The sequence below is a fragment of the Mycobacterium sp. NPDC004974 genome (genome assembly GCF_053600815.1).
The window spans coordinates 482,432-498,719 of record NZ_JBSGAQ010000003.1 but is presented as its reverse complement, the minus strand read 5'-3'; the positions used below and the strand labels follow the sequence as shown (position 1 = coordinate 498,719).

The following is a 16,288-nucleotide window of genomic DNA, read 5'->3' as shown; positions in this document are numbered from 1 at the left end:
ATTCTCAGGTTCTCAGGATCGGGGTTGCGCATGGATGTTTCGGTACGCCCGTGGCTCATGACAGGAGTGGCGCTCGTCGGCGCAAGTGCGGTGGCGATGGCACCGATCTCGCCGTCGTGGCCGGCGAAGGACATTCCCGTCGCGCCCGCGGCAATCTCGTCTTCGTCGGAGGTGGCGCTCAACGCCATCGAGATTCCCTACATCCTGACGCTGCCGATCGTCCGGCAGCAGATCCGCAACTGGGCTGAAAACTGGGCGGTCTACCTGCGCGGGCTCGGTCAGGCCGGCATCGGGCTGGCTCAGTCCGTGCTGGCCATCCCCGGCGTCACCGTGGAAATCGTCCAGCAGATCTTCGCCCTCGATTTCGTCGGCGCCTTCGACACTTTCGCCCAGGCGGTCCGTGACTCGGTGATCGCAGTGGGCCAACCGCTGCTGGATTCGGCGATCTGGCGCAACCAGAAGTACCTGGTGGTCGAGGCGGCGCTGTCGGCGGCGTGGCCCCAGGCGGTCATCGACGTGGCCAACGGATTTCTTGCTGCGGGCAGCGGTGTCGCGACTGCGTTCATTCAGGGCACGCAAGACCTCGCCGCTGCCGTCCTGACCTTCGACCTGAGCAATATCGTCGACGCTACTGTCGATGGGACGAGGAATTTCCTGATCTCCCTCGGCGACGGCGCCAGGTCGATCGTCACTGGCATCGAGTCCGCGCAGCTGGGGATCGCTACCGCGCTGGCAACCGCACCGCCACCGGTACCCACGTTCGACACTGCTGACCTGCGTACCCCCGCGTTGGACACAACGCTCGGGCTCTCCGCACCGTTCCGGGCGGTCACGCTCGACACTCCGACGTTGACCGAGAAGCAGCCCGACGTGGTGGACACCCTGACGCTGCCTGAGCCGGAGGACACCCCGAAAAAGCTTGCGGAGGCTGAAGATTCCGCGGTGACGGATAGTCCTGTCGCTGACTCGGCACCGAAGAGACCCGTCCGCGTGGTCAAGGGCGCGGTGAAGCGGGTCGACTACAGCGTCAACCGCCTGAACGACCGGGTAACCGCCGGGGTGAAGAAGGCGGTCGACGAGGCGAAGGCGGTCGGGTTCAAGAAGGCCGTCCACGACAAGAAGGACGAAGGCAAGAAGGACGACGCGAAGCCGGCGTCAGGCGGCAACGCCGAATAGCGCGAATACCTCCGCACCGAACACCAACGGCCACCCGTACTCGGGTGGCCGTTGGGTTTGAGACGGAGTCAGCCTTTGTCGAGCAGCCGCTCGATGTTGTTGACGCCGAAGGGCGCAATGCCGGACTTCTCATCGCTGGCGAGCACGATGAACCCGGGGCCCTGGTGGTTCTTGGTGATCAGCAGGGTCTCGTTGTTCATGCCCACATCGGCGCCCGCCTTCTTCAGCGGCGCGACGATGTCGGTGTTCAACGCGGTAAAGAAGTTCTGGTCCATGTTGTCGGTGTTCCACGCCCGGTAGCCGCGGGGGCTCTTCTCGATCTGGGAGACCTCGGTGTGCCCGCGCACGCCGATCACGGAATCCTTCCAGCCCTTCACGTCCTTGGTGACCTTGTGGTTCTTGACGGCCTGGTCGATGTCGGCGCGGGCCGTGGGGTCGAGCAGGGTCACGTGGACGTGGAGCTGGTTCTGGCCGCGGTTGTCGGCGGAGTTGATGCCCAGCGCCCAGTCCGGGGCCTGGCCCTGGTTGCCTGGCGGCAGAATGCTGGCCTGCTCGAAGGCGTCCTTGAAGTAGTGGGGAGCGTTGGCGTCCAACAGGTTGTCGCATTCGATGCCGGTTTCGCGGGCAGTCGGGATCACCAGCAGGTCGGTGAGCTGGGCCGGCTTATGTCCCTGCCGGACCGCGTAGCCGCGGGACTTGTCCCCGCCGGGGAACACGACGTCGATGGCGCCGTCCTTGTGCTGCGGAGTGGCGTACTTGACGTCCTTCCAGAGCGCGACGTTGTCGTCCTTCTTTCCGCACGGACCGAACTCGACGGCCTGTGCGCCGGCGGTCGGCGCGACGCCGAGTCCGATTGCCGGCACCGCCGCCGCTGCGGCGATGAGAGCGAAGCGGCGGACGAAGCCGATGCGGTTGGTGGTGGTGTTGGTGGTCATGCGGTGTCCCCCTCGGTGGGTGTTGGTGTGTTGAAATCACCATCCCGGTTGAGGGCTGCCGCGTCTGTCCGCTGGTCAGGCCATGAATCGCCCGAATCGTGGGTCCACCGATCGGGGGAACGGCGCCGGCCGTCCTACGATCGATCGGTATGACCAGCAAGCCTGCTTTGATCCTGGCCTTGGCGGCATTCGCCGCAGCTGTCCCGATGGTGATGCCCGCGTCGGCCACGGCGGCGCCGTGCCCCGATGTCGAGGTGGTGTTCGCCCGCGGCACCAATGAACCGCCTGGTCTGGGCAGTGTCGGCGGTCCGTTCGTCGATGATCTGCGGGCCCGGGTAGCCCCGCGCACCGTCGACGCAGCCGCGGTGGATTACCCGGCCAACAACGACTTCCACAACAGCACCCCGGCCGGCACCGACGCGGCGCGGTCCCTGATCGAGTCCATCGCTGCCAGTTGCCCGAACACGAAGATGGTGCTGGGCGGCTATTCGCAGGGCGCGGCAGTCATCGAACAGGCCACCAGCGCAGCGTCTCCCCAGACCGCCGATCATGTGGCGGCCACCGCACTGTTCGGTGCGCCGCGGACCAGCTTCTCGGGCCTCCTGGCTTCCGGGATGCCGCTGCCGACGCTCGCCCCGCAGTACGCCGCCAACTCGATTGATCAGTGCAACGAAGCTGACCCGATCTGTTGGGAAGGCGGCTGGGACATGGGTGCCCACGTGTCCTACGTGCAGTCCGGAAAGGTCGCGCAGGCAGCCGATTTCGCGGCGAGCAAGCTCTAACGGGGACGCGCGAAAGTCAGTTGAGCCTGCGGACGTTCTGAGCGCTCACTGTGGAGCCGTCCCACCGCACGTCGGCAGCCATCTTGATCGTGGGACAGCACTCGCCATCGTCGGGACCGTTGGCCAGCCAGTTCACGTGCGCGACGCCATCACTGATCGACAGGTCGGTGACGACCTCGCGGCTGTGGGTGATATCGCCCAGGTTCACTCCACCCAACAGCGTCGGTCCGGCCGTGTAGAGCTGCACCGTCTCTGGCCACGGCACCCCACCGGCGCTGCAGTCGGTCACCATCGCGGCATCGGTGTTGGCGCCGCCGGTGAGGTTGCCGAACGCGACCTTGTAGCTCAGGTCCGGCTCATCGTTTCTCTGGGCGATCCTCACCGAACCGGGGTGCGAATCCTGTGGCGGGAGTTGCCCGTTCACCAGCGTGCCCGCATCGTGTCGGCACAGCGCCGGCACGGGTGCGGACAGCAGGTCCGCCAGAGTGACCGTGCCCCCTGTCGGTGCGGGTGACGGATCGGCATGACTCATCGCCGGCTGGAACAAGCCGACCACCACCACGCCGACCATGCATGTCGCTCTGATCATCGAGTTGCCGATCCTCATGTGCGCCCCCGGATCTCGCTGTCCTGCGCGGCTTGCGCGCTATTCGCCGTGCCCCTTTCCCGGGGATTCTCGTTTCGCACCGCCACCGGTCAAGTGTCCTGCCTGATACAGGGGCTGCGTAGCGTAGTTGGCTACCTAATTCTTGGGTCCCGCGTTCCGGTCGCTCCCGCGCCAGAGCCGGTTCATACTGCACAGATGCGTGCCCGGGTCGGCATCGCGGCGCCGACGGCTGCGATCGCACTGGTGGCAGGGTGTGCGCCCGGAGCAGGGCTGTCCGACGTGAAGATCGTCATCGACGGTGATGTCCACACCCTGGCCGCGCAGGTCACCTGCACCCGGTTCCCTGACGGCAACCTGCTGATCTATGCCTCGCCGTCGGCGACGAATCATCGACGAAGCGTGCGGGTGATGCTGGCGACGACACACCGCCTGGTCGTCACGGCGGCGGGCTTCCACATCCCCGAAGGCAGTGGCTTCACCCAGGACTCGCAGGAAATGACGGCCATCAAGGTCGATGACGTCTACACGATCAGTGGACGGATGCCTGCCGAGGCAGGGCCGGGATGGCGCCAGGTCATGATCGAGATAGCCTGCCCCGGGTACCAACGGCCAAAGGGCCCGCCCGACACCGTGCCGGCGATCGGGAGCCCCTGACCGGGCCGCAAGGTCGGCAATCATCTGCATGGCGTGGCCGTGCAGGCGATACTGCGTCTATAGCGAACGATCAGGGGAGATTGGAAGTGGATTCGCGCGTCGGTACGACGTTCGGCAAGTATTCGATCACGCGCCTGCTGGGCAAGGGCGGGATGGGGGAGGTGTACGAGGCCTTCGATGCGGACAAGAACCGGACCGTGGCCTTGAAGATCCTCGCCGATCAGTACTCCAACGACGCCATCTTCCGTACCCGGTTCCAGCGGGAATCGCATGCGGCGGCGGTCTTGCAGGAACCGCACGTCATCCCCATCCACGACTGGGGCGAGATCGACGGCAGCCTCTACATAGACATGCGTTTGGTGCAGGGTGCGACGCTGTCGGACCTCATCTCCGACGGTCCGCTGGAACCGGCGCGCGCGGTGGCCATCATCACCCAGATCGCGGCGGCCCTGGACGCTGCCCATGCCGCCGGACTGATCCACCGCGACATCAAGCCGCAGAACATCATCGTCACCGGGGCCGACTTCGCCTACCTCGTCGACTTCGGCATCGCCGAAAGCCAGGGCGACAGCCGGCTGACCACCGAGGGCTCCCGCATCGGCACCATGAATTACATGGCGCCCGAACGATTCACGGGCCAGACGGTGACACCGGCGGTCGACTCCTACTCGCTGGCCTGCGTGCTGTACGAGGCGTTGACCGGCCACCCACCGTTCCCCGGCGACAACCTGGACAGTCTGCTCGCAGCTCACATTTCCGCACCGCCTCCGCGGCCCAGCGTCACGAATCCCGCGGTGCCCCCCACCCTGGACGATGTGGTGGCGCGCGGCATGGCCAAAGACCCCGACGACCGGTACGGGTCCGCGGGTGCATTGGGCCGTGCGGCCCAACGCGCGCTGCGGGCCGGATCGGCGCCGACCACCTTGCCGCACCCGATAGCGACGCTTGCCGCCCCCACGGTCAGTCCACAGCCGGACCGACCGGCGGAGCCCGCGCGTTCCGAGCCGCGTGGCCGGGCCTGGTTGCTGCCGACCGTCATCGCAGTGGCGGCCGCGCTGATCCTCGGCGGCCTCGGCGTCGTGATCGGCATGCTTGCCACCAACGCCGGCCAGTCCCCGGACACACCACCATCCGCGTCCGGCAAGGATCCGGGGCAGGCCGGAGGTCCGCTGCCGCCGCTGGTCACCGGTCCCGATCAGAGCAGCCTGCACCAGTCGTGCGATGACGGCTTCGCAGCGACCACGGCCAGCGGGTTCGGCAGTCGCGCCGGACGTGGAACACCGGAAACCTCATGCCTTTTCACCAACAGCGTGCTGACGTCGTACTGGGCCGAATACGGCGACGCGAGCCCGCTGCCGCGCGCGGTGTCGGCCCCCGGTGCCGTGGACTGCGGCAGGGTGCCCGGTGCACTGTGCGACGGTGCCAATTTCCTGATGCACTGCCAGCAGTCCCCGGGCGACAGCTGGATCACGTGCACGGGCGGAAAGAACGCCCGCGTCTACCTCTGGTGAGCCGGGCAGTCACCGGAGGGCAATGCCCCCAGCCGTTGTTTCAGCCAATTGGCCATCGTGGTGAGCGCGGCGGTGCCGTCCTCGAATTTCCCGGAGACCGGCAGCGCGGCCAGCGCCACGGCCACCGTTCCGCTCGGGGTGGTCAGCACCCCGATTTGCCGCACCAGGTAGCCGCCTGTCGGTGAGGGGCCCCAGCCGCCTTTGAACCGGCTGCCCCCGATGGTGCCGAGACCCCATCGCTGATCGGGCTCCACCCGGCCCATCAGGTCGAACACCGGTGCATTCGCCTTGTCGCACACTGCCACCGAGGTGAACCGCGCCTGATCGGCCAGCGGCCAGTCGGTCTGCCCCGACGCGCTGAACTCGGGGCGCACGCGTTGCGATTGGACGATCGTCGGGTCACCGGCCTGCCGCAGGACCGCCTCGACCTTGCTTGCGGCCTCGGCCGGTGTGCCTAGGCTGTCCCAGATCGACTCGGCTGCGGCATTATCGGACTGGGTAATGGCCGCGGTCATCGCTTCGGTGATCTGTGGCGGCACTTGTGCGCGTAGCGCGGCGATGATCAACGGCACCTTGATCGTCGACCAGGCCGGGCCGCTCTGCCACTGTCCCAAGGACATTGGCTCCGCCCCCGGTCCGGCGCCGCTGAGTGCGATCCCCGCCGTGGCGGGTAGCTCGGTTTCCAGTTGGGCGAACTCCGCGGCCAGCGACGCGGTGGGGGAGGAGTCCCGCGGGTGCGGCCGCCTACCGAGCTGGGTCCCGATGATCACCCCGGCGGCGAGCGTGATCGCGGCGAAGACGGCGATGAGGGCCCACACCCGGCCGCTGCGCATAGATGTCACGGCGCAGCGCTTTGAAGTTCGAAGGTGAACTCGCGGCTGCAGATGCGGATGTGGTCGCCGTCGCCGACGGTGGCACTGGGGTGAATACGTTCCCGCCGCACCTGCACACCGTTCGCCGACTGCAAATCGGTGATGACGAAACTGCTTCCGGTGTCGATGATCACGGCATGGTGGCGGCTGATCTCGGCGTCATCGAGCACGATGTCATTGTCGGGCAACCGGCCGATCCGGGTGACGTTCGGCTTCAACGGGTATCGGCGTCCGTCGGCATCGCGCAGCGCGGCGGCCGTCGAACCTCGGCTGGCCGCGGTGCGTCCGGCGCTCACGGTGCGCGCCGCGGTGGCCATGGCGACCTGCCGGATATCGAGGCGCTCCTGACGCAGGATTCGCGCATGCAGCGCACTGAGCGTGGGTCCGGGGTCGATGCCGAGGTCTTCGGCCAGTACCGATTTGACGCGCCGGTAGGCCTCCAGCGCATCGGACTGCCGTTCCGCGAGGTAGTAGGCGGTGATCAGTTGAGCCCACACGGGTTCGCGGTACGGATGCTTGGTGGCGAGGTCTTCCAGGTCGGCGATGATGGTCGCGGCGCGCCCGCAGGCGATCTCGGCCTCAGCGCGGCTGGTGTGTACCAGCACGTGGTCCTCGGTCAAGGCCGCGGCGAAGGTATCGGCGAATCGGAATCCGCGCAGATCCTCGAGGACGTCTCCGCGCCATTGGGCCAATGCTGCGGCCAGGTGCGTGCCAGCTGCGTCGAACCGCCCGGCTGCGGCAGCGTTGATCCCGGCACTCTTCTCGGCGATGAACCGGTCCAGATCGCAACTGCCGGCAGCCACGTTGAGCCGATAGCCGGGAGCCGCTTTGACCAGCGCTGCGGGTGTCTCCGGCTCATCATTGCCGAGCAGGCGACGCAAGTTGGAGACGTGCGTGTGGATGGTGGCGCGGGCTGCGGGCACCGGCTCGCCGTCCCAGACAGCGTCGATCAGCGATTCGGTGCTGATCGCCCGATTACGGTTGATCAGCAGGAATGCCAACACCGCACGCTGTTTGGGCGTACCCAGAGCGACAGGCGCGTCGTTCACGGTGACCTGCAGCGGACCCAGCAGGCCGAACCCGAGACGGGTGTCACTCATCGCTTGCCTTCCCGGTGTTCGGCGCGGTCCGCATCCCATTGTGACGCCAGGCGGCGCTACCGCAAGGATCCGTTGAGAATCCTGCAAGGTGTCGGCGTCATCGTTCCGGCATGACCACGATTTCGCACCTCCCTGTCCGGTACGACGACGCTGCCGGACTGGATTCGCTGCTCGATGACCTGGCCGGCGTCGCGGTCAGGGGCGAGGTCCCCGGGCCGGAACTGCTGATCCGGACCGCCCGTATGCGCCCGGCGCTGGCCGCGATGGCGGCCGACCCCAACGACGGTGAGCCGTACTCCCGGACGATCTTGCGCGTCGACGACGAGGTCGAGATCATGCTGGCCCGGTGGCGACCAGGGCAGCGCTGCGCACCCCACGACCACGGCGGGGCAGGCGGTTTCGTCATCGTCCTGCACAGCCGGTTCGAGGAGCGGCGGTTCGACTGGGACGGTCCACGGTTGTCCGTCACCAGCAGCACCGAGCACCACACCGGCGAGGTCACGAGCATCACCAGCGAGGTGATCCACGATATGGCCGGCTTGGATGGGGGATTGACCCTGCATTTCTACAGCCCGCCTGCGACCAGTATGAGGGTGTTCGATCTGGATCGCTCCGAGATGTTGGAGTTGGTCGGTAACTACGGAGCCTGGATTCCGCAGGAGCAGCACCCGCGTATCCCGTTCGCCCGGATATCCCCTGAAACGGTTGCTGCGCCGGTGATCTGGGTGGGCCACACCACGCATTACCGGGGCGGATCAGCAGAGTTCGCGGTGGCAGCGGCGACCATGGCGCGTGAGCTGGCCGCTGCTCATCCCGACGTCGAGGTCATCGTGTCGGGCCTGCATCACAAGGCGGACTTCACCGCGCAGCTCACCCGATTGACCGAGACCGGCCGCGTGATCGATCAGTTGCACCTCATCAGCCATTCCGGAATGTACGGTCCGATGTTCGGATCGACCGACTGGCCCGAGCAGTTCTCACCGCACGAATGGCGTTCGATGACAATCCCTTTCACCACCACGGGTCGGGCCTACTTTCATGCCTGCCGCACCGCGCGCTGGTTCGCGCCGTTCTTCGCCAACGTGTTCGGTGTGCCCGCGTTCGGAAACCGCAACTACACCACGGTGTCGACGCGCAAGGACCGGTTTTCCTGGGCGGGGCACCGCCCGATGTCCCGCGCCGATCTCTACCTGATCGACACGCCGGGGCGAAAGTCGCACGGGCCGCTCGGCGCCGCGCGCAAGTACCTAGGAGCGGCAGCGCAACCGCCGGTACTGAGCATGCCCGACCCCGCCGGTTCCGTCGGCTCGTACGATCCGGTGGCCGAGCTCTACGACCGTGCCTACGCCGACATCAGGGCGCGCGGCACCGAGTGGCGGTGGGTGTCCGAACGCGCCGCACATGCCCGAGCCGAACTCGGGCGGAGGCTGCGGGTACTTGAAATCGGCTGCGGCACTGGTGCGTTGCTACGCGCATTGGACGACGACGGCGTACTCGACTTCGGCATCGGCGTGGATATCTCCTCGGGCATGCTCGCCCAGGCAGGTAACCGTGGCCGGCATCGTTCCCGGCTGCGGTTCGCCAGGGTCGACGGCCCGCAACTGGACGTCCCCGACGATCACGTCGACGTGGTGATCTGCTTTCTGTCGTTCCGGTATCTGGATTGGGATCCGGTGATGGCAGAAATCCGCCGGGTACTGGCGCCCGGCGGGCGGCTCTGGGTGGTCGACATGGTCGAGCACCCGATACGGGTTCGCGAACTCCCGGTGCTGGCCCGGTCGGTGCTCGAGCACGTGCGCACCCGTCGGGACCGGCCGCAGTTCGCCGCCGATCTGACCGCGTTGACCAGCCATCCCGCATGGCGGGAGATGCTGCGGCACAACCCGATCCGAGCCGAACACGAGTACCGCTGGTATTTCGCCAGCCGGTTCCCCGGCGCGCAGTTGCGGCTGCTGACCGCGACACCGTCACAGCGCGTGATGGCGTTCGACTCCGGACCGCTCGACAAGGGGCTCACCGCCCCGCTCACCTATCCATGACGCCGGCGCCGTGCCTCGGCATCGTCGACTGGGGCATCGGAGGCATCGGGCTGGTGCGCGAGCTGGACCGGCACGTGCCCGGATTGCCGGTGCTGTATTGGTCGGATGCCGGAGCCACGCCCTACGGCCGGATGCGCAGCGCGGACCTGACGGCCCGGCTCTACGCAGTGGTCTCCGAGCTCGCCGGCAGGGGCGCCACCGAAGTGGTGCTGGCCTGCAATGCGGCGAGCACGGTCGCCCCGCGGCTGAGCCAGGCGCCGGTGCCAGTCGAGGGCATCATCGGTCACGGCCTGGCGTCTGTCCCCGACCAGATCCGAGGACCCGTCGGCATCGTCGGCGGGCGACGCACGATCGCAAGCGGCTGCTACCGGCGCGGGCTGGCCCGGCCCGGCCGCGAGGTGCTGTCCCGGGTGGCGCAACCGTTGTCGGCGCACATCGAGGCCGGCCGCACCGGGTCACCGGGGTTCGTCGCCGACTTGCGCCGAATCGTGGCCCCGCTGCAGCGGGCCCAAGCTGTGGTCTTGGCGTGCACCCACTATCCCGCCGTCAGCGACTGGTTCGCCGACGCCTTGCCCGACGCCACGCTGATCGACCCGGTCCAGCGGCTGGCCGCCGCGATCGCCGCGCGCCATCCCGCCGCCCAGGCCGGACCGGTAGCCCAGAGGGCCTATGTGACCAGCGGCGATACCGACGCCATGCGGCGTGGTGCGGCGCTCGCCTGGGGAGTGGAACTGACCGCCACAACATGCCCGCTCCCCGGCCAGAATCCATTGAGAATTCCGCAAGGCCGGCCCCACATGCTCAAGTCCATGAGCACAAACCAACGTCACCTCATCCCGTTCGTCGCCGCGGCGGCGGCCGTCATCGCCCTCCCCGCCACCGCATACGCCTGCCCTCCGCCGCCCAAGTTCGTCACCCCGTCGGGCAACATCTGGTGCCTGGTCCCGAACGGCTTCGACGGCAGCAACGGCGTCGTCTGCGAGATCCGGGACCACACCTACACCCCGCCGGCCAAACCGGCGGACTGCCACCTGGACTGGGGCGACCGCGTCAGCCTGAAACCGGGCAGCGCTCCCGAGGTGCACTGCCACGGCGACACCATCTTCGACACCGGAATGCCCACGCTGGCCTACGGTCAGACGCGTTCGGCCGGACCGATGAACTGCGAGTCGCAACCCGCCGGCGTCACCTGCACCGACACCGGCACCGGACACTTCTTCCGGATGTCGCGCGAATCCCTCGAACTCGGCTAGGGGTTCGCACAACTGCTGGACTGATCATTCCGCCATCTCGTCGAATCCTGTCCGACGGAGCGCCGACCCCCGCTAGCGTGACAAAGTTCGGGTTCGATGTAACGGGGGCGAATAATGACGCGTGTCGCAGCGTGGGTGGGTGCTGGAATTTTCACGGCCGGACTATCGGCCGCCGTACTCGCCGGGGCAGGGACAGCCCAAGCTGACGACGAGGGCGGGTCGAAGCACGATGCGAAGCCTGCGGCCACGCACAACGCCTCCATCGAGAAAACGCAGAAACCGAAAACACGCGTGGTGAAACAGCGGCCGACATCTGCGATATCGAAAGCGGCCACAGACACGCAGACCACGACCAAACAGCGCAGGGCGGGGACGCAGAGGCCGATCCGCCAACTCGCCGATTCAATTCAGGCCAAGGCGCGCAGCGAGATTCGGCAGGCCACCCGCGGCGAGCGGAACCCAGTGAGCGTCCTCGGCAGTCCCAAAGGCTCAGAGGACGTCACCCCAAAGCCCACCGAAGCGCCATCGAACGAGGTTCAGGTCCGGGTCCGACCGTCGATCAGCATCAGGTCCGCCCTTGCCGCGCAACGTGAACAGCGCGATATCCCGGCCCACGACGATCCGGTCGAGACGATCCACGACGTGATCCGCAGTCTCGGAGCGCTGACACTCAATCCCGAGCCGCAGAACTATCCCAAGCCGTTGTCGGTGATCAGTGGCGCCATCTTCGACACCCTGGCCACCCTCGAGCGCGCTGTCGGCGGGGACCCGGTGGTCCCGCCGGAACTGCGCGACTCCGTCGAGGTCAGCACGTCCACCCTGGTCATCTCCGAAGGTCACGAAGTCGAATCCAATTGGTATTTCCCGACATCCGCGAACGGCGAGCCGCCCACCCGGATGATCTACCTGCAACACGGCTTCCTCGCGAACGGGCCGCTCTACAGCTACACCGCGTCCTACCTGGCCCATACGACCAACAGCATCGTGGTCACCACCACGTTCACGTCGAACCCGTTCGAGGAAGACGGCATGTGGCTCGGCGGTGACAACCTGCACGAGGCGGTCGCGCAGTTGTTCCTCGATCCGGATCGCACGGCGCTCAACGCCAGCATGGACACGGCGGAGCTGAAGGCCGGCCGCGCCGAGAACCTCGACGTGCCGACGCAATTCGTTCTCGTCGGGCACTCGCTGGGCGGCGGGTTTGCTCCCGGGGTGGCCGGGTACTACGCCGAAGGGTTGAGCCGCCGGCGCGAACAAGGGCTGGACGCGCCCAATGAGCTTGCCGGCGTGGTGATTTACGACGCGGTACCGATGGGCTCGATCATCCCCGACGCCATGGACCGGCTCGACGCGCTGGAAACGAACGGTACCGCTGATCCCGGCGATGACGACCCGAACGATTACATCCCGATCTACGAGATCGGCGCACCGCTGAATTTCCTCAACGTGTTCAGCGACGTCAACGACCAGCTGTCGGAAGCGCGGCCCGGTCAGTTCACCGGCGTCGTCCTCGAAGGCGGTGTGCACATGGATCCCATGCAGGGCGGCAACCCGCTGATCCAGGTCGCTGCCTACGCCATTGCCGGATTCCCGCAGCCACAGAATCCGCTGGCCGTCCGCGATCTGTCCGCCGGGTGGATCAACGACATGTTCGACGAGAAAATCGATCCCACGACGGGGACCTGCCAAGTCGACTGTGCGGGGCAGTACGGCGACGGCGACGACTCGTTCACGATCACCACACCAGAGGGCGACGCCGTGGCGGTGCTGATCGGCACGCAGAAGGCCCGCGATCTCACCTCATTGCGTGCCATCAGCCTGACCGACTTCGTGTCCGCGATCCCGGCCGGCGTGCTCAACGGGTTGCTGACCACCTGCGATCTGTTCACCGGGGGTAAATGCTCCGTGTAGCGACGTAGTGTTCAGACATGACTGAGCAACTACCCAAGACCGCTCTGGAGTTGCGGTCGTTGGTGACACCGGACGGCACGCTTGAACTGTCGCTGCACGAGGTCGAGGTGCCCACCCCGGGGCCAGACGACGTCGTGGTCCGGATCGAGGCGTCGCCGATCAATCCGTCGGACCTGGGTCTGCTGATCCCGGCCGCCGCCGACATGTCCGCCGCGACGGTCGCGGGCACCCCGGAACGTCCCGTCGTCACCGCTCCGCTGCGTGACGGGGCACTGGCCGGTCTGGCGGCCCGCGTCGGCACCTCGCTTCCGGTGGGCAACGAAGGCGCGGGCACGGTGGTGGCCGCGGGAGCCTCGCCGGCCGCACAGGCCCTGCTGGGCAAGACGGTCGGCATCGCCGGTGGCGGGATGTACGCGCAGTACCGGGTGGTCAATGCCGCGGCGTGTCTGGTCCTGCCCGACGGTGCGACGGCCAGGGACGGCGCATCGTCGTTCGTCAATCCGCTCACGGCACTGGGGATGCTGGAAACCATGAGGCGCGAAGGACATTCGGCTTTGGTGCACACGGCCGCGGCGTCGAACCTGGGGCAGATGCTCGTCAAGGCGTGCCTCGCCGACGGGGTGCCGCTGGTCAACATCGTCCGCAAGGCCGAACAGGAAGAGATCCTGCGTGGCCTGGGCGCGACCCACGTCTGCAACTCGGCGTCACCGACCTTCGAAACGGATCTCGTCGAGGCGCTCAAGGCGACGTCGGCGACGCTGGCGTTCGACGCCACCGGCGGCGGAACGTTGGCGAGCCAGATCCTCAACGGTATGGAGCAGGCGGCCAATGCGACCGCGGCGCAATACTCCCGATACGGGTCGGCCGTGCACAAGCAGGTGTACATCTACGGCAGCCTCGACACGGGCCCCACCGTCCTCACCAGGAACTTCGGGATGGCCTGGGGCGTGGGCGGTTGGCTGCTGACCCCGTTTCTCGCCGGCGCCGGGCCGGAGACCATCGCCAGGCTGCGCGCCCGCGTCGCCGCGGAGCTCACCACGACGTTCGCGAGCGCCTACACCCAAGAGGTCTCACTGGCCGGGCTGCTCAAACCGGACGCGTTCAACAGCTACCTGAAGAAGGCCACCGGGGAGAAATACCTGGTGACTCCCCAGGCGGTCCCATAACCGAGCGCCGATACCCGGGCACGTCCCAGGGTGTGGATGCACAATCAGCGGAGGTATCCGAGTCTCACCCACCTCTGACAGGACGGTCGACCTTCGTGCCAATCATGTCCGCGGCCGCCGATACTTCACACGGCACCGCTCACTCCCTGCGCCCAGCGATCGTCATCGGTGCGCTGGGCGTCGTGTTCGGCGACATCGGCACCAGCCCCATCTACACCGTGCAGACGGTGTTCAACCCGGCCGACCCACACCCAGTGCCGCTGAACGATGGCAACGTCTACGGCGTCGTGTCGTTGATCTTCTGGTCGGTGATGCTGATCGTCACCCTGACCTACGTCACTCTCGTGATGCGCGCCGACAACCATGGCGAGGGCGGCATCATGGCGTTGATCACGCTGCTGCGCCGCGGTAGCGGGACCCGCGGCCGACGCACCACCATGATCTTGGCCGCCCTCGGGTTGTTCGGGGCGGCACTGTTCTTCGGTGACTCGATGATCACCCCGGCCATTTCGGTGCTGTCGGCCGTCGAGGGACTGAAGGTCGTCGAACCCGGGCTCGAAGCGTGGGTGGTGCCGATCACCGCGGTGATCATCGTCGGGTTGTTTCTCGTCCAACGCCAAGGGACCGCCGTGGTCGGCCGGTTCTTCGGGCCGGTGATGATCGCGTGGTTCACCGCGATCGGCGCCTGCGGCGTCGCAGGGATCGTCGCCAACCCCGGAATTCTGGCCGCGCTGTCCCCCTGGTACGCGATTACGTTCCTGGCGGGGCACTTTCACATCGCCTTCTTCGCGCTCGCCGCGATCGTGCTCTCGGTGACCGGTGCGGAGGCGCTCTATGCCGACATGGGCCATTTCGGGCGGCGCGCCATCACTGTCGGATGGCTGGGTCTGGTGCTGCCCGCGTGCACGTTGAACTACTTCGGGCAGGGCGCCCTGATCCTGGCCGACGAGACGAAGTCGAGCGCACCGTTCTTCCTCCTCACACCGGAATGGGCGCAAATCCCGATGGTGGTGCTGGCGACGGCGGCGACCGTCATCGCTTCGCAGGCGGTGATCACCGGCGCGTTCTCGGTGGTCTCGCAGGCGGTGCAACTCGGATACCTGCCGCGCCTACGGATTACCCACACCTCGGCGTCGACGATCGGCCAGATCTATGTGCCGTGGATCAACTGGATGCTGATGTTGTCAGTGCTCACGCTGGTGTTCGCATTCGAAACGTCTGCGGCGCTGGCGTACGCATTCGGCATGGCGGTCGTGGGCACCATCACCATCACGACGGTGCTCTTCCTGTATCTGGCTCGGCAGCAGTGGAAGTGGCCGCTGTGGGTGCTGGTGCTCGGCGGCGGGGCCTTGATAACGGTCGACCTCCTGTTCTTCGCCGCGAACCTCACGAAACTCGTGCACGGGGCCTGGCTGCCGCTCGTCATCGCGGTCGCCGCCTTCGTCGTCATGACCACATGGCAGCGCGGCCGGGCGGTGGTGACCGCGTCCCGCCGCGAAATCGAAGGTCCACTGCGTCCGTTCGTCAGCGACATCGCCCAACAGCGGCCGGCTTTGACCCGGATCCCCGGGACAGCAGTCTTTCTCAATCGTGGCGACGACACGGTGCCGCTGGCCATGCGCGCCAATGTAGACCACAACCACGTCGTGCACGAACACGTCCTGATCGCCTCGGTGGAGACGGAACCCGTTCCGCGCGTGTCTGATCAGAACCGTATAACGGTGGACGATCTCGGTTACCGCGACGACGGCATCCTGCACGTCACGATCCATGCGGGCTATATGGAGCGGCCGAATGTCCCGGCGGCGCTCAAGCTGATACCCGCCGAGGAAACCGAAGGTGGCATCGATCTCGAGAATGCGTCGTACTTTCTGTCGCACCTGGACCTCGTCCCGGGAACTGAACCCAACATGGTCCCTTGGCGCAAGCGCCTTTTCATCGCCACCTCGCTCGTGACGGCTGATGCGGCGGGGTACTTCAACCTGCCTCCGGAACGGACCGTCATCATCGGTTCACGTATGGAGGTCTAGCCGACCCGACGCTGTAGTTTGAATTCGTCTGCCATGAAGGCGATCTCGGCGTCGGTGATCCGCCGTGGGCACAGGGCGAGCAACGCGATGTGCCCGGTGGGGGCCACGCCGGCCGGGTAGCCGGCTCTCAAGAACGCAACGACGTTCCTCATGTGAATCGAACAGCTCATCTTCGGATCCTTGTGTGACATCCATTGACAACCAACACCGGTCGACGCCAACGTAATGCTCCATCGTCGACCGCCGCACGTG

General features: G+C 66.8%; 14 protein-coding genes. 9 read left to right on the top strand and 5 right to left on the bottom strand.

The window, feature by feature from the left end:
* The first annotated feature begins 57 nt into the window (after nucleotides 1-57).
* Nucleotides 58-1,176, top strand: a complete 1,119-nt coding sequence (locus ACWEFV_RS10590) for a hypothetical protein (RefSeq protein ID WP_450070125.1) — start codon at nucleotides 58-60, stop codon at nucleotides 1,174-1,176.
* Nucleotides 1,177-1,244: 68 nt separating this feature from the next.
* Here ACWEFV_RS10590 and ACWEFV_RS10585 read toward each other — a convergent pair whose 3' ends face one another.
* Nucleotides 1,245-2,111 carry a CDP-diacylglycerol diphosphatase gene (locus ACWEFV_RS10585; protein WP_450070124.1) on the bottom strand — a complete coding sequence of 289 codons (867 nt, stop codon included), beginning with the start codon at nucleotides 2,109-2,111 and terminating at the stop codon, nucleotides 1,245-1,247.
* Nucleotides 2,112-2,260: 149 nt separating this feature from the next.
* On the opposite strand from ACWEFV_RS10585, the gene ACWEFV_RS10580 reads away from it, so the two are divergent.
* Nucleotides 2,261-2,893 (top strand): cutinase family protein, encoded by a 633-nt coding sequence (locus ACWEFV_RS10580; RefSeq protein WP_450070123.1) that lies wholly within the window; start codon nucleotides 2,261-2,263, stop codon nucleotides 2,891-2,893.
* A 16-nt stretch (nucleotides 2,894-2,909) separates the two neighbouring features.
* Here the strand turns inward: ACWEFV_RS10580 and ACWEFV_RS10575 are convergent, their stop codons facing one another.
* Nucleotides 2,910-3,482 (bottom strand): hypothetical protein, encoded by a 573-nt coding sequence (locus ACWEFV_RS10575; protein WP_450070122.1) that lies wholly within the window; start codon nucleotides 3,480-3,482, stop codon nucleotides 2,910-2,912.
* Nucleotides 3,483-3,695: 213 nt separating this feature from the next.
* On the opposite strand from ACWEFV_RS10575, the gene ACWEFV_RS10570 reads away from it, so the two are divergent.
* Together ACWEFV_RS10570 and ACWEFV_RS10565 are read left to right on the top strand one after the other, a co-directional pair.
* The gene (locus tag ACWEFV_RS10570; protein WP_450070121.1) at nucleotides 3,696-4,154 is read left to right on the top strand and encodes a lipoprotein LpqH; all 459 of its coding nucleotides are present in this window, start codon (nucleotides 3,696-3,698) and stop codon (nucleotides 4,152-4,154) included.
* A gap of 86 nt (nucleotides 4,155-4,240) precedes the next feature.
* Nucleotides 4,241-5,665, top strand: a complete 1,425-nt coding sequence (locus ACWEFV_RS10565; protein ID WP_450070120.1) for a protein kinase domain-containing protein — start codon at nucleotides 4,241-4,243, stop codon at nucleotides 5,663-5,665.
* On the opposite strand, the gene ACWEFV_RS10560 is transcribed toward ACWEFV_RS10565, so the two are convergent.
* Together ACWEFV_RS10560 and ACWEFV_RS10555 are read right to left on the bottom strand one after the other, a co-directional pair.
* Nucleotides 5,653-6,498, bottom strand: coding sequence for a hypothetical protein (locus ACWEFV_RS10560; RefSeq protein WP_450070168.1), 846 nt, complete (start codon nucleotides 6,496-6,498; stop codon nucleotides 5,653-5,655). The two genes, ACWEFV_RS10565 and ACWEFV_RS10560, sit on opposite strands and share 13 nt — an antisense overlap.
* 5 nt (nucleotides 6,499-6,503) lie before the next feature.
* Nucleotides 6,504-7,637, bottom strand: coding sequence for a BTAD domain-containing putative transcriptional regulator (locus ACWEFV_RS10555; protein ID WP_450070119.1), 1,134 nt, complete (start codon nucleotides 7,635-7,637; stop codon nucleotides 6,504-6,506).
* Between the two features lie 110 nt (nucleotides 7,638-7,747).
* On the opposite strand from ACWEFV_RS10555, the gene ACWEFV_RS10550 reads away from it, so the two are divergent.
* The 5 genes from ACWEFV_RS10550 to ACWEFV_RS10530 all read left to right on the top strand — a co-directional run bounded on the left by ACWEFV_RS10550 (nucleotide 7,748) and on the right by ACWEFV_RS10530 (nucleotide 16,036).
* The gene (locus ACWEFV_RS10550; protein WP_450070118.1) at nucleotides 7,748-9,676 is read left to right on the top strand and encodes a methyltransferase domain-containing protein; all 1,929 of its coding nucleotides are present in this window, start codon (nucleotides 7,748-7,750) and stop codon (nucleotides 9,674-9,676) included.
* Entirely contained in the window at nucleotides 9,673-10,929 is a 1,257-nt protein-coding gene (locus ACWEFV_RS10545; protein ID WP_450070117.1) for a DUF6636 domain-containing protein, read from the top strand. Before ACWEFV_RS10550 ends, ACWEFV_RS10545 begins: the two co-directional genes overlap by 4 nt.
* A 462-nt stretch (nucleotides 10,930-11,391) precedes the next feature.
* Nucleotides 11,392-12,840, top strand: a complete 1,449-nt coding sequence (locus tag ACWEFV_RS10540) for a hypothetical protein (RefSeq protein WP_450070116.1) — start codon at nucleotides 11,392-11,394, stop codon at nucleotides 12,838-12,840.
* A 17-nt stretch (nucleotides 12,841-12,857) separates the two neighbouring features.
* Nucleotides 12,858-14,006 (top strand): zinc-binding dehydrogenase, encoded by a 1,149-nt coding sequence (locus ACWEFV_RS10535; RefSeq protein WP_450070115.1) that lies wholly within the window; start codon nucleotides 12,858-12,860, stop codon nucleotides 14,004-14,006.
* A 104-nt stretch (nucleotides 14,007-14,110) separates the two neighbouring features.
* Nucleotides 14,111-16,036 carry a potassium transporter Kup gene (locus ACWEFV_RS10530; protein ID WP_450070167.1) on the top strand — a complete coding sequence of 642 codons (1,926 nt, stop codon included), beginning with the start codon at nucleotides 14,111-14,113 and terminating at the stop codon, nucleotides 16,034-16,036.
* On the opposite strand, the gene ACWEFV_RS10525 is transcribed toward ACWEFV_RS10530, so the two are convergent.
* On the bottom strand, nucleotides 16,033-16,188 hold the full coding sequence (locus tag ACWEFV_RS10525) for a DUF3349 domain-containing protein (RefSeq protein ID WP_450070114.1): 156 nt from the start codon (nucleotides 16,186-16,188) through the stop codon (nucleotides 16,033-16,035). The two genes, ACWEFV_RS10530 and ACWEFV_RS10525, sit on opposite strands and share 4 nt — an antisense overlap.
* Nucleotides 16,189-16,288 lie beyond the last annotated feature (100 nt).

Bases quoted from the DNA above. Each gene is read 5' to 3' on its own strand.
- ACWEFV_RS10585 (WP_450070124.1), bottom strand. From the start codon at position 2,111: ATGACCACCAACACCACCACCAACCGCATCGGCTTCGTCCGCCGCTTC.
- ACWEFV_RS10570 (WP_450070121.1), top strand. From the start codon at position 3,696: ATGCGTGCCCGGGTCGGCATCGCGGCGCCGACGGCTGCGATCGCACTG.
- ACWEFV_RS10530 (WP_450070167.1), top strand. From the start codon at position 14,111: ATGTCCGCGGCCGCCGATACTTCACACGGCACCGCTCACTCCCTGCGC.
- ACWEFV_RS10575 (WP_450070122.1), bottom strand. From the start codon at position 3,482: ATGATCAGAGCGACATGCATGGTCGGCGTGGTGGTGGTCGGCTTGTTC.
- ACWEFV_RS10525 (WP_450070114.1), bottom strand. From the start codon at position 16,188: ATGAGGAACGTCGTTGCGTTCTTGAGAGCCGGCTACCCGGCCGGCGTG.
- ACWEFV_RS10555 (WP_450070119.1), bottom strand. From the start codon at position 7,637: ATGAGTGACACCCGTCTCGGGTTCGGCCTGCTGGGTCCGCTGCAGGTC.
- ACWEFV_RS10550 (WP_450070118.1), top strand. From the start codon at position 7,748: ATGACCACGATTTCGCACCTCCCTGTCCGGTACGACGACGCTGCCGGA.
- ACWEFV_RS10580 (WP_450070123.1), top strand. From the start codon at position 2,261: ATGACCAGCAAGCCTGCTTTGATCCTGGCCTTGGCGGCATTCGCCGCA.
- ACWEFV_RS10535 (WP_450070115.1), top strand. From the start codon at position 12,858: ATGACTGAGCAACTACCCAAGACCGCTCTGGAGTTGCGGTCGTTGGTG.
- ACWEFV_RS10545 (WP_450070117.1), top strand. From the start codon at position 9,673: ATGACGCCGGCGCCGTGCCTCGGCATCGTCGACTGGGGCATCGGAGGC.
- ACWEFV_RS10560 (WP_450070168.1), bottom strand. From the start codon at position 6,498: ATGCGCAGCGGCCGGGTGTGGGCCCTCATCGCCGTCTTCGCCGCGATC.
- ACWEFV_RS10590 (WP_450070125.1), top strand. From the start codon at position 58: ATGACAGGAGTGGCGCTCGTCGGCGCAAGTGCGGTGGCGATGGCACCG.